This is a genomic window from Streptomyces sp. NPDC029296 (assembly GCF_055569255.1).
Window position 1 is genome coordinate 279,235 of sequence record NZ_JBVHXT010000003.1, and the last position, 12,320, is coordinate 291,554.

12 protein-coding genes are annotated in these 12,320 nt (G+C 70.7%); 5 read left to right on the forward strand and 7 right to left on the reverse strand.

Annotated features, from left to right (window positions below; all coding sequences use genetic code 11):
• Positions 1-306: 306 nt before the first annotated feature.
• The 7 genes from ACZ4W9_RS04270 to ACZ4W9_RS04300 all read right to left on the reverse strand — a co-directional run bounded on the left by ACZ4W9_RS04270 (position 307) and on the right by ACZ4W9_RS04300 (position 8,233).
• A complete protein-coding gene (locus ACZ4W9_RS04270) occupies positions 307-1,686 on the reverse strand; it encodes an MFS transporter (protein ID WP_467933055.1) in 1,380 nt (459 codons plus the stop codon).
• A 110-nt stretch (positions 1,687-1,796) separates the two neighbouring features.
• Positions 1,797-2,984, reverse strand: a complete 1,188-nt coding sequence (locus ACZ4W9_RS04275; RefSeq protein WP_467933057.1) for a 3-deoxy-7-phosphoheptulonate synthase — start codon at positions 2,982-2,984, stop codon at positions 1,797-1,799.
• 54 nt (positions 2,985-3,038) lie between these two features.
• A complete protein-coding gene (locus ACZ4W9_RS04280; RefSeq protein WP_467933058.1) occupies positions 3,039-3,368 on the reverse strand; it encodes an ArsR/SmtB family transcription factor in 330 nt (109 codons plus the stop codon).
• 72 nt (positions 3,369-3,440) lie between these two features.
• A complete protein-coding gene (locus ACZ4W9_RS04285) occupies positions 3,441-4,241 on the reverse strand; it encodes an aminotransferase class IV (protein ID WP_467933059.1) in 801 nt (266 codons plus the stop codon).
• Positions 4,242-4,411: 170 nt separating this feature from the next.
• Positions 4,412-4,537, reverse strand: a complete 126-nt coding sequence (locus tag ACZ4W9_RS04290) for a hypothetical protein (RefSeq protein ID WP_467933061.1) — start codon at positions 4,535-4,537, stop codon at positions 4,412-4,414.
• 27 nt (positions 4,538-4,564) lie between these two features.
• Positions 4,565-6,685 carry an aminodeoxychorismate synthase component I gene (gene pabB / locus ACZ4W9_RS04295; protein ID WP_467933062.1) on the reverse strand — a complete coding sequence of 707 codons (2,121 nt, stop codon included), beginning with the start codon at positions 6,683-6,685 and terminating at the stop codon, positions 4,565-4,567.
• A gap of 48 nt (positions 6,686-6,733) precedes the next feature.
• Positions 6,734-8,233: a carboxylesterase/lipase family protein gene (locus ACZ4W9_RS04300; protein ID WP_467933063.1), complete on the reverse strand. Its 1,500-nt coding sequence runs from the start codon at positions 8,231-8,233 to the stop codon at positions 6,734-6,736.
• 239 nt (positions 8,234-8,472) lie between these two features.
• On the opposite strand from ACZ4W9_RS04300, the gene ACZ4W9_RS04305 reads away from it, so the two are divergent.
• The 5 genes from ACZ4W9_RS04305 (at position 8,473) to ACZ4W9_RS04325 (ending at position 12,303) form a co-directional block, all read left to right on the forward strand.
• On the forward strand, positions 8,473-9,885 hold the full coding sequence (locus tag ACZ4W9_RS04305) for an NAD(P)/FAD-dependent oxidoreductase (protein WP_467933065.1): 1,413 nt from the start codon (positions 8,473-8,475) through the stop codon (positions 9,883-9,885).
• A 73-nt stretch (positions 9,886-9,958) separates the two neighbouring features.
• Positions 9,959-10,828: a diiron oxygenase gene (locus ACZ4W9_RS04310; protein ID WP_467933066.1), complete on the forward strand. Its 870-nt coding sequence runs from the start codon at positions 9,959-9,961 to the stop codon at positions 10,826-10,828.
• Complete coding sequence (locus tag ACZ4W9_RS04315; protein WP_467933067.1) at positions 10,825-11,670, forward strand: class-II aminoacyl-tRNA synthetase family protein; 846 nt, start codon at positions 10,825-10,827, stop codon at positions 11,668-11,670. The genes ACZ4W9_RS04310 and ACZ4W9_RS04315 overlap by 4 nt, the downstream gene beginning before the upstream one ends.
• Entirely contained in the window at positions 11,667-12,083 is a 417-nt protein-coding gene (locus tag ACZ4W9_RS04320) for a holo-ACP synthase (RefSeq protein ID WP_467933068.1), read from the forward strand. The genes ACZ4W9_RS04315 and ACZ4W9_RS04320 overlap by 4 nt, the downstream gene beginning before the upstream one ends.
• Entirely contained in the window at positions 12,064-12,303 is a 240-nt protein-coding gene (locus ACZ4W9_RS04325) for a phosphopantetheine-binding protein (protein WP_392202426.1), read from the forward strand. Before ACZ4W9_RS04320 ends, ACZ4W9_RS04325 begins: the two co-directional genes overlap by 20 nt.
• Positions 12,304-12,320: the final 17 nt, after the last annotated feature.

Genomic DNA, 12,320 nt, shown 5'->3' on the forward strand with positions numbered 1-12,320 from the left:
TCCGGCCACCGGCACGGCGTCGCGGCGCCTGTGCCTTTCCTGACGGTCGAGGCGACTCCCGGGCCGGTGTTCCCCTGCCCGGCCAGGCTGACGGAGACGTGAAAAACCGATCGATAGACAGTCTGACAGGAGCGTCGGTGAAGACGCCACGGCTCTACTTTGAAAACTACATGACATCATCGGGCCACGACCCGCTCTGTTTCGGCCAGCAGGACACGGGGCGGCGGCCTTCACGGGGAAGGGCCGCCGCCCGTGTCCGGGCCGGATGACGCGGCCGCGCCGGTCAGGCCGGCGCCGCGGCGCGCCTCACTCGGTCGTCTGCGCCTGCGGGCGGGGCTCCGGGACGGCGGCCGCCGCGGGCGTGGACTTCACCAGCCACAGGCCGGTGACGATCGCGGTGACCCAGGTGGCGATGCCGGCGGTGATGAAGGCGCTGTCGAGGCCGGCCTCGAAGGAGGCGCCCCCGGACTGCCGGCTGAGCACGATGGCGCCGAGCACGGCCACGCCGAGCACCGCGCCGATCTGCCGGGCCGTGCTGCTGATGCCCGAGGCGAGACCGCCCTCCTGCGGGCTGACGCCCTGGATGGCGGCGCCGGTCAGCGGCGACATGGCCAGGGCGAAGCCGACACCGCTGACCGCCAGGCGCCACCACAGGTTCCAGTACGGCGTGTCCGCGTGGACGAAGCCGAGCGCCAGCAGCCCGGCCCCGGCCACCACCAGGCCGGTGGTGACCACGATCCGGAAGCCGTATCTGGCGGCCAGCCGGCCCGCGAACGGGCTGACCAGGGCCATGCCGAGCGAGATGGGCAGGGTCTTCAGGCCGGAGCTGAGGATCGAGTCGCCCTGCACGGCGACGAAGAACTGGGAGAAGAAGAACACCGAGCCCATGAGCGAGAAACCGACCATGAGCATGGCCGTGTTGGCCGTCGTGAACAGGCGGTTCCCGAACAGCCGCAGCGGCATCATGGGAGCGCGCCTGCGGGCCTCCACGACGATGAACGCGGCGATGATCACCGCCGCGGCGGCGAAGCTGCCGAGGATGGCGGGCGAGGTCCAGCCCTTGGCGCCGCCCTCGATCAGCCCGTAGGTCAGCGCGCCGACGCCCAGGATGGACAGGACCGTGCCCGGGACGTCGATGGCCGGCGCGTTGGGGTTGCGGGACTCGGCCAGCGTCGGCAGCGCGGCCAGCAGCAGGGCCGCCCCGATGGGCAGGTTGACCAGGAAGATGGCGCGCCAGTCGAAGGCCTCCACCAGGATGCCGCCGGCCAGCGGGCCCGCGGCCAGGCCGATGCCGCTGATGCCGGCCCACAGGCCGATCGCCTTCACCCGCTCCTGCGGAACGGGGTAGGCGGCGGCCAGCAGGGCCAGCGAGCCGGGGCTCATCGCCGCGGCGCCGATGCCCTGGAGCACCCGGCCGAAGATCAGCCAGCCGAGCGAGGGCGCGACGGCGCACGCCAGGGAGGCGAGGGTGAACACCACGGTGCCGGACAGGTACACCCGCTTGCGGCCGAAGCGGTCGGCGAAGACGCCACCGGTCAGCAACAGCATGGCGACCAGCAGGACGTACGCGTCCACGATCCACTGCAGACCGGATAATTCGGTGTGCAGGCGCTTCTGCATGTCGGGGAGCGCCACCCCCACGATGGTGCTGTCGAGCAGCACCATGAACTGTCCCACGCAGCTCATGGCGAGCACCACTGCTCGATTCGATCGGACTTCTACGGACACAGGACGACCCCTTTTACCACTGCTGATCTCGATGAATGCGCACGACGCCGGGAGACGGCGGCCGGGCGCTAGCGGGACGACATCGCCACTTCCAGCCACGGGCTGAAGTCGCGGTGCCGCGCCAGCAGATCCCCCACCACCTGGGCCAGATACAGGGTCTGTTCCGGATTCAGTCGGGGATCGCAGGCACTGCGGTAGTTTGTGGCGAGATACGTGTCGTCGACACGGGTGACGACGCATTCGCTGACGTAGTCACCGCTCACCTCCAGGTGAATTCCGCCCGGAGGCACTCCCGTGTCGTTGCAGGCGCCGAAGAACGCGCGCACTTCCTCTTCGATCTGGGTGACCACGCGCGTTTTGACTCCGGCCGGACTGGTGACCGTGTTGCCGTGCATCGGGTCGCACAGGACGCGGTCCGTCCAGCCCTCGGCGACGATGCGGCTCAGCATGGCGTAGGCGAGGTCGTAGGCCCGGTGCCGGCCCAGGCGGAAGATGAAGGCCAGCCGCCCCGGGACATTGGCCGGATTCAGCGCGTTGTGCAGGGCCACGAGGTCGGCCGCCGTGGCGCCGGGCCCTATCTTCACCGCGACGGGATTGGCGATGCGCGCGGCGAAGGCCAGGTGGGGTCCGGCCGGGGAGCGGGTGCGCTCGCCGATCCAGAGCAGGTGCGCGGAGTGGTCGTAGAGCATGCCGTCGTCCGCGCTGCGGCGGGTCAGGGGCTGTTCGTAGTCGAGCAGCAGCGCCTCGTGCGAGGTGTACAGGCCCGAGTTCTCCAGATAGGAGAGGGTTCTACCGGAGTGTTCGTAGGCCCGGACCATGTTCCAGGGATCGGGGGTCCGCCGGGCGGCCGTGAACTCGGCGTCGTTCACCGCGTCGCCGAAGTAGGACGGCAGGGTGGTTCCGGCCCGGCGCTCCACCGGTGCCGAGCGGGGCTTGGCGTACTGCCCGGCGATCCGCCCTACGGTCACCACCGGACGGCCGCACTGCGCCTCGATCGCACCGGAGATACCGCGTAACAGCGACACCCTGTTCGCCACCGAGGGCCGGGTGTTGTCACGGAAGGTCTCGGCACAGTCCCCCGCGTGCAGCAGGAACGCCGGCTCGGCCAGCCGGGCGCGCAGCCGGCGGATCTCCGCGGCCGGCACCAGCGGCGCGGCCCGGGTGAGTGCGGCGCGGGCCCGGAGCAGCTCGGCCGGCGCCGGCCAGTCCGGCTGGTGGCTGCGCTGGCGGGCGGCGGACACTTCGAAACGGTCCATCAGCAATCCCCCGTCGGAGACCTACCGGAAAACGGAAACGAGCGCGATCTTGCTCTACGGCAGCGTGCTGTACGGCGATTCCTCGGCACACAGCCGCAGAATCACGTCCATCAGCTCCGGGAAACGGTCCCGCAGTTCATCGGCCCGCAGCCAGATGCGCCGGTACCGGCCGTCCACGGCCATCCTGACCACGCCGGCCTCCCGCAGGATCCGCCAGTGACTGGTCAGCGTCGATTTCGGCACACCGAGATCCTCGACGGCACAGGTCCGTCCGGGATGGGCGAAGGTCCGCCGCACCAGTTCGAGACGGACCGGATCGCCGAGCGCGTACAGCACGGAAGCGAGCGTCAGCGACTCTGGTGCGGGCTCGGGCAGCGGTCGCATGTCCATGACCATAACACATAGTTCGACTGTACGGGATTGCCGAACAATGAAACGTCCGTGCGTCTCCGGGGCTCAGCGGGTGGCCGGTTCCCGCCGGATGGCGGTCGCCAGGGCCGCCAGCCGCGCCTGCCAGAGGCCCGCACGCGGCGCCGGGCCGGCCTCGGCACGGCGGCCGGTCCACTCCCGCACCGGCCGGATGCCGTGCAGCGCGTTCACCGCCCAGGTCTCCAGTCCGGCCAGGTCCTCGGGCCGGGCGCGGGCGTAGGCCACGGGGGTCCCGGAGGCGGCGGCGAGGCGCAGCAGGGTCCGCCGGGTGACGCTCGGCAGCAGGGGCAGCCGTTCGGCGTCGGGCGCGTAGAGGGTGTCGCCGCGCCACCAGAGCAGGCTGGTCGTCACGCCCTCGACGAGGAGGCCGTCCTCGGTCAGCAGGACCGCCTCGTCGGCGCCCTGCCGCACGGCCGCCGACCGGGCCTCGGCGAGCCAGGGCAGGTCGGGTCCCTTCACCGTCGGATGCCGGCGCAGGTCGGGGCCGTCGTGCACCCGGAGCCGGACGGACCCGGTCCGGGGCGGCGCCGGCCGGAGCCACAGGTGGAAGACCGGCTCCCCGTCGAGGACGCCCAGTTCCAGGCGGGGGAACCAGCGGCCGGTGTCCGGGAGGCGGCCGACGGCGGCGCGGGCGAAGGCGGCGGTGCGCTCGCGCGGGAGGGAGAACAGCGCGGCGCAGGCTGCGGTGAACCGCTCGATGTGCGCGTCGAGCGCGATCACCGTCCCGTCAAAGACCAGGAAGGAGTCGACGACACCGACCGGGCCGCCCCGCGCCACGGCGACGAACCGACCGGCGGGCTCACACCAGCGCCAGCGCCGGTCGCCCACGTCGTCGGCAGGAGCCGCACCGGTCGCACCGCCGGCCCCGTCGGCCCTGCCCGCCCCACCGGCACCGCCTGTTCCGGCGCCACCGGCACGTGCCCCGGCGCCCTGGGCACCACCGGCACGGGCGGCACCGTCTCCCCCGGCGGCACCGACGCCACCGGCGCCGTGGGCACTCACGGCATCGCCCGCATCGGTCGCGCCGGGCGCACCGCCGGCACCACGGGCACCACCGGCACCACCGGCACCACCGGCACCACGGGCACCACCGGCACCACCGGCACCACCGGCACCACCGGCACCAGCCTTGTCCTCCGCCTCCCCGCCGGTCACCGCGCGTGTCCCGCGGGCCGGGACGGCAGGGGTGGCAGGGCCCGCAGGGCGGCGCTGGCCTTGAGCAGCATCTCGTCCACCTCGCCGGCGGGGCTGGAGTCGAGGACGATGGCCCCGCCCGCGCCGATGCTCAGTTCGTCGCGGTGCCGGACGGCGGTGCGGATGACGATGTTGAGGTCGGCCGTGCCGGTCAGCCCCAGATAGCCGAGCGCGCCCGAGTAGATGCCCCGGGCCTCCGTCTCCAGCCCATCGATGATCTCCATGGTGCGCAGCTTCGGCGCCCCGGTCATCGAACCGCCCGGGAAGCAGTGCCGTACGCACTCCACCGCGCCGACGTCCGGCCGCAGCACCCCCCTGACGGTGGAGACCAGTTGGTGCACGGTGGCGTAGGACTCCACCGCCATGAAGCGGGGCACGCCGACGCTGCCGATCTCGCAGACGCGGCCCAGGTCGTTGCGGAGCAGGTCGACGATCATCAGGTTCTCGGCCCGGGTCTTGGCGCTGTCGGCGAGTTCGGCGGCCAGCGCCGCGTCGCGGGCGGGGTCGGCGCTGCGGGGCGCCGTTCCCTTGATGGGCTTGGTCTCCACCACGCGCTCGGCGTCGATCTTGAGGAATCGTTCCGGCGAGGAGCTGAAGACCGTGACGTCACCGAGGCGCAGCAGTGCGGCGTAGGGGGCCGGGTTGGAGGCGCGCAGTCTGCGGTAGTAGGCGAGGTCGCCGCCGTCGAAGGGGACCTTCACCTTGTTCGTCAGGCATATCTCGTAGCTCTCGCCGGCGACGAGCTGGCGTTGGCACTCCTCGATGTCCCGGGCGTAGCCGTCGGTGTCCCGGACCAGCCACGGGCGCGGGTCCGCGGTGTCGTCGGCCGGCTCGGTCCCGTCGTCGGCCTTCTCGTCGGCGTCGGCCCGGCCGAGCAGCGCGACCAGGGCGCCCGCGGTGTCGTCGATCCACTGCTTGGCCGACGCGTGGGTCTCCGCGTCGCCGCGGTGCAGCGCGACGACATGGGTGAGTCCGCGCTCGTGGTCGACGGCGATCAGACGGTCGGCGAAGATCCAGGCGGCGTCGGGGGTCTCGGCGGTGTGCCGGTTCCGGGAGCCGAGGTCGCCCTTCAGCTCGTAGCCGAAGTAGCCGACGTAGCCGCTGGTGAAGTCGAACGGGAGCCCCGGGTCGGCGATCCGGCGTTCGGCGAGGCGGCGCTCCAGGACGTCGAAGATGGTGCCGTCCTGCGTGGACACCTCCCCGGCGCCGCGCACCAGGACGGCGCGGTCGGCGAGCCGGTAGGTCAGCACCTCGCTGAGCGGGCCGGAGGCGTCGCCGAGGAAGGAGAACCGGGACAGTCCCGGTTCGACCCGGCTGCTGTCGAGCCAGAACGCGTACGGCGACTGGCCGTAGAGTTCGGTGAACGCCGTCTCGGTGTCCACCGCGCCGGGGACCGTGAGGTCGAGCAACTGGTAGGCGCTGTCCGCCGGTTCGGCGGTGGTGGCGTGCGCCGGCTCGCCGGGCGGGCGGGCGGGGGCCGCGGGGGCGGTGTACCGGGCGCCGGCGGCGGTGAGCGCCTTGAAGTTGGCGATGATCTCGCGGCCGTACTCGGAGGCGATGGACTCCGGGTGGAACTGCACGCCCCACTGGGGGCGGGTGCGGTGCCGGATGCCCATGACCACGCCGTCCTCCGACCAGGCCGTGGCCTCGATGGCGGCGGGCAGCGGCTCGTCGGCGCACAGCGAGTGGTAGCGGACGGCGGTGAAGTCCTGCGGGATGCCGGCGAACACGCCCTCCCCCGTGTGCCGCACCCGGGTGAGATGGCCGTGCCGCGGCCGCGGGGCGCGGCCGACCGTCGCCCCGGCGGCGTGGGCGATCGCCTGATGACCGAGGCAGACCCCGAGCACCGGCAGGTCCGCCCGGGCCAGCACGTCCCCGACGTGGCCCAGATCGCGCGGGATCGTCGGACTGCCGGGACCCGGCGAGATCACGATGTTGTCGAACTCCGCGAGGTCCAGCGTGGTCAGCGCCGGATCGTCGTTCCGCACGACGACCGGCTCGCGTCCGTTCACCTCCGCGATCAACTGGAAGAGGTTGAAGGTGTACGAGTCGTAATTGTCGATGATCAGGCTACGCATCGGCATACTCCCAGACGGGACGCCGGGATGCGGCGTCGGCATGGTCACCTAAGCGGTGGTGGGTCTGGCGGCTCGAGCGTCCCAGGCGGCACGGTGGTGTTCGCGGGGGTCGGACTCGACGCGGCAGGAGTTGTCGAAGATCATGACCGATTGCCGCTCGTCGTAGCGCGGCCAGCCGGGGTCGCCCGTCTTGGCGAACCGGATCCAGCCGCGGCGCATGGTGTCGCCGAGTCCGGCGGGGGCGTCGGGTCCGACCTGGGGTGCGAAGGCGGGATCGTCGAGCTGGTCGAAGAGGAAGGGCACTTCGAGGAAGTGCGCGGCGCCGTAGTGACCGTCGAAGGCGGGCGAGTCCTGCCAGGTGAACTCGTAGGCGTAGGTGTTGCCGCCGGCGGCGGCGTGGATCCGCGTGAGTTCGACGACACTGCCGCGGAAGACCCAGTTGGTGACCGCCTCGGCGAGCTGTTCGCCGAGCGGAAGGTGCCCGTACAGGGACCGCGCGGCGGCCCGGCAGGCGTCGGGCAGGTCGTAGGCGTTCTGGGCGTCGCGCAGGTCCTGTTCGGTGGCGGTGCTGAACTGCCCGTTGCGCATCAGGAAGTAGCGCGATTCGTCGCGGTTGGTGCCGATCAGCAGGTCGACGGAGGGCGGGATGCGTTCGGTCAGCGCCGAGTCGGTGAACAGGGTGTCGTCCACGACCGGCATGTAGGGGCTGAACCAGTAGGTGTACGGGTGCCAGACGCTCGCGTCGCGGAAGCGCACGTCCAGGCGGCGCTGGCGGCGGCCGAGGAGTTCCGGGAGCGGGACGTCGGCGAGGCCGGTCTCGGCCCTGAGGTCGGCGAGGACGCGTTTGGCGAGCGCGTGCCCCTCCTCGGCCTCGGCGATCACCGACAGGCACGGGCTCTGCAGGATGGCCCGGTGCATGAGCCCCTCGCCGGCCACGGTCTTGGCGATGGCCGAGATGATGGCGCTGCCGGAGGAGTTGCCGAAGAGGGTGACGGCGTCCGGGTCGCCGCCGAACGCCTCGATGTTCTCCCGCACCCAGCGCAGGGCGGCGACGACGTCGCGCATGCCCGCGTTGGTGGTGCCGCCGGGCACGTTGAGGAAACCGTCCACGCCCAGGCGGTAGTTCATCGCCACCATGACGACGCCCTCGCGCGCGAAGACCGACCCGTCCGCCCAGGGGGTCGCGGCGCTGCCGGAGATGTAGCCGCCGGCGTGCACCCACACCATGACCGGCAGCCGGGCCGCCGCCCCCAGTTCGGGGGTGTAGACATTGAGGGTGAGGCAGTCGGTCCCCCAGGGATACAGCGGTGTGGCGTCCGTGAGCGAGTAGGTGTGGGGCTGCGGCGCGCACGCGCCGAACTCGAACGCCTCCCGCACCCCGTCCCACGGCCGCGGCGGTTTCGGCGGCTGGAACCGGTTCTCGCCGTAGGGCTCGGCCGCGTACGGGATTCCCTTGAAGGAGATGACGCCCTCGTGGACCCGGCCCGCGACGACCCCCGAGGTCGTGGTCGCCAGAGCCGGTTTTTTCGCGTTCTCCTGTGCGGTCAAAGCTGGTCCTTTCCAGAAACGATCTCCCGGCACCGGGGCGTCGCTGCGCAAACCCTAAGGACGGCGCATCGGCGATAGCAATTGCCGGAAGTGGCTGGCCGGACACGGCCACTGGGGCGGTCGCCGAGCCGCGCTGGCCGCATGCGGCCAGCCTCTTTAGGTTGTTGCGGTTTTCCACTCCGGATATCTAGCGTCTCGTGCGTCCGAATGTCGGTGCCTACCGAGACGAGGAATCGCTGATGGGGGAAAGTACCCAGGTACTGGTGATCGGCGGCGGGCCGGCGGGGAGTACGGCCGCCGGACTGCTGGCACGACAGGGCATCCGGGTGACCCTGTTGGAGAGCGCGACCTTCCCGCGGTACCACATCGGCGAGTCGATCCTGCCGTCGGTGCTTCCGATACTCGACCTGCTCGGGGTCCGCGAGAAGGTCGACAAGCACGGCTTCGTGCGCAAGGACGGCGCCTACTTCGAATGGGGCCCGGAGAACTGGGACCTGAACTTCGACCACCTCACCGGCTCCGGCCGGTACAGCTACCAGGTGGTCCGCTCGGAGTTCGACCACATCCTGCTGGACAACGCCGCCGACCTCGGCGTGGACGTGCGGCAGGGGGTGAAGGTCACCGACATCGAGTTCAGCGAGGGCCGGCCGGTCAAGGCCCGCTGGGCCGCCACCGGCGACCGGTCGGTCACCGGCGAGATCTCCTTCGACTTCCTGGTGGACGCCTCCGGGCGGGCCGGCGTGATGGCGACCAAGTACCTGAAGAACCGGCACTACCAGGAAGCCTTCAAGAACATCGCGGTGTGGTCGTATTGGCGTGACGTCAAGCCGCTGGACCGCGGGCCGGCCGGCGCGATCGCGGTGTGCTCGGTGCCGTACGGGTGGTTCTGGTCGATCCCGCTGCACGACGGCACCCACTCGATCGGCCTGGTCGCCAAGAAGACGGTGTTCGACGCCGAACGGGAGCGCCTCGGGGGCATCGAGCAGGTGTACTTCGACGCGCTCGCCCAGGCCCCGCGCATCCTCGGGATGACGGACGGCGCGACCCGGCTGCCCGAACTGAAGGTCGAGCAGGACTACTCGTACAGCTCGCAGCAGTTCACCGGTCCGGGCTATCTGATGATCGGCGACGCGGCCTGTTTCCTGGACCCGCTGCTGTCCACCGGCGTGCACCTGGCCACCTTCAGCGCGCTGCTGGCCGCCGCGGCCATCTCCGCCGTGGTGGACGGCGACCTGACGGAGGAGGAGGCGACCTCCTTCTTCGGCCGGGCGTACCGGCAGGCGTACGAGCGGCTGCTGGTGGTGGTGTCCTTCTTCTACAAGAGCTACAACCGCCAGTCGCAGTTCTTCGAGGCGGACAAGCTGACCCGGCGCGAACGGCACATGCTGAACCTGTACGAATCGTTCCTGCACATCGTGACCGGCGTGGAGGACCTGGACGACACCCAGGACGGCACCAGCGCGCTGGACAAGGTCGCGGAACGCATCCGCGACCAGGGCGACCTGGACACCGAGGGCGGCATCCTGGCCGGCCACAACGAGGCGATGAACTCGATGCCGGCCTCGCCGGAGAAGGCCGTGGGCGGGCTGTACCTCGAACTGGAGCCGAAGCTGCGGATCCGGCGGACCGGGCAGCCGGCCGAGGCCGAGTGACCCCGTGGCGCCGTGAGGCATGGGGCTCCCCTCCGGGTCCGACCACAGCCAGACGCAAAGGGAGTGGCGCACCATGGTCAGTGAACTGATCAATTCCGACGACCGTTTCCTGCAGATCCTCGACCGGCTGACCAACAAATCCATCGAGGACTACTACAATCCCTATCGGCTCTTCGCATGGCCGGACAGCCTGCCGGATTCCATGTGGTGGATGAGTCCCGAACTGACCACCACCCATGGCAGCCCGCTCGGCACGTCCCTGACCGAGGAGCAGTTGTTCGCGCTCTCGAAGTACGAGAGCATCAACTTCTACAGCCTGAACGTGCACGGGATCCGGGAACTGCTCATCGAGGTGACCCGGCGGATCCACACCAGGGGATTCGAGACGCCGTCGGAGTTCTTCCACCATTTCATCGGTGAGGAGAACGAACACATGTGGTTCTTCGCGGAGTTCTGTCTGCGCTACGGCGGGAAGATCTACCGCCAGCCGGCCGGGGCGAACGTGGAGATCCCGAAGTCGGACGTGGAGAGCCTGCTGGTCTTCGCCCGCATCCTGATCTTCGAGGAGCTGGTGGACCACTTCAACTCCCGGATGGCCGCGGACGACCGGCTGCACGAGACCATCCGGGCCATCAACCGGATCCACCACCAGGACGAGTCGCGGCACATCGCCTTCGGCCGCGAGCTGGTGACCGCGCTGTACGCCCAGGTGAAACGCACCTCCACCGAGCACGAACTGGGCGAGATCTCCGGCTATCTGCGCCGGTACCTGACGTACAGCTTCGAGTCGCTGTTCAACCCGCACGTCTACCGGGACGCCGGTCTCGCCGACCCGCTGGACGTGCGCCAGCAACTGCTCGAGTCGCCCGGGCGGGCGGAGTTCGAGCAGGGCATCTTCCGCAAGACCTCGAAGTTCCTCGAGAAGATCGGGATCATTTCATGACCGCGGATGCCGCACCGGTCGCCGCCCGTGCCGACGCGCCGGCCGTTCTCGACCCCGACCAGACCGATCTGCTGCGCGAGCTGGACGGTGTGTTCACCGGCTGGGGCCGGGCCGCCGGCGCCCGGGAGATCCTGCCGCCGCCGCTGTATCCGGTGGCGGACCTGCAGAAGTTCGACGTGTACACCAACTTCCCGCACCTCGCCCTGGTCGCCGCCCCGCTGGACCTGGCGGACGGCCCGGCCGCCCCCGGGGACGGCGCCTTCGCCCCGGCCGCGCTCCACGAGGCCCGGCTCGGCCTGCCGCACGCGACCTGCTTCGGCGCCTACCTCTTCTACGAGGAGGCGGAACTCGACCGGGACACCCTGGTGACCCTGGTGAACCGGTGCTTCCGCAACGAGGACCACTACGTCCCGCTGCGCCGGCTGGCCAGCTTCCAGATGCGGGAGATCGTGGCGCTCGGCTCCTTCGAGCACACCCAGCGCCTCCTCGCCGAGTTCACCGACCGGATCACCGCGTTCGGCGCGGCGGTGGGCGTGGAGCTGGACCGGGTGGCCGCGAGCGACCCGTTCTTCGAGAACGACGGCGCGCGGGCGCTGCTGTCCCGGCTCAGCCCGGTGAAGTACGAGTTCCAGGCCGGTGACCTGGCCATCGCGTCGGTCAACACCCACCGCAACTTCTTCGGCGAGCGCTGTCGCATCCGCCTCGCCGGCGAATCCGGCTACGCCTACACCAGCTGTGTGGCGTTCGGGCTGGAGCGCTGGCTGGCCGTGCTGCTGGACGCCCACGGCTCCGCGCCGAAGGCCCTGGCGGCCGTCCGGGACGCCGCCGCGCGGGACCGGTGACGGTGACCGGCCGGGTCGGCATCGACATGGTTCCGTTCGGCCGCGTACGGGACCTGGCGCGCGACGCGTCCCTGCTGACCCGGATGCTCTCCCCCGAGGAGATCCGGCTCACCCACCGCGACACCGGGCCGGACATCCCGGGGATCGCGGGCCGGCTGGCCGCCAAGGAGGCGGTGTTCAAGCTCTTCCACGCGGCCGGCCAGACCCTGCCGTGGCGCGGCATCGAGATCCTCACCGCCGACGGCGGCCATCCGGTGGTGCGGCTGGCCGGCCGGGCCGCCGAGCTGGCCCGGCAGGCGGGCATCGAGGACATCTCGGTGAGCATCAGCCACGACGAACCCTGTGCCGTGGCCGTGGCGTTCACGGCCTGCAACCCAGAGAACAGGAGTGGAGATGGCAGCGACAGGCATTGACGAGGTCCGCAACTGGATCCTCAAACGCCATCCGGAGCGGCAGACCATCGACGCCGAGGAGAACCTGATCCAGACCCGTCTGGTCGACTCACTGACCTTCGTGGAGCTGGTCTACGTCATCGAGAACGCGACCGGCGTGGAGATCGACTTCGACAACATCGACATCCAGGACTTCCAGACCCTGGCCGCCATCGAGAAGGCGTTCTTCGTCGCGGCCTGACCGGCACCAGGAGAGAG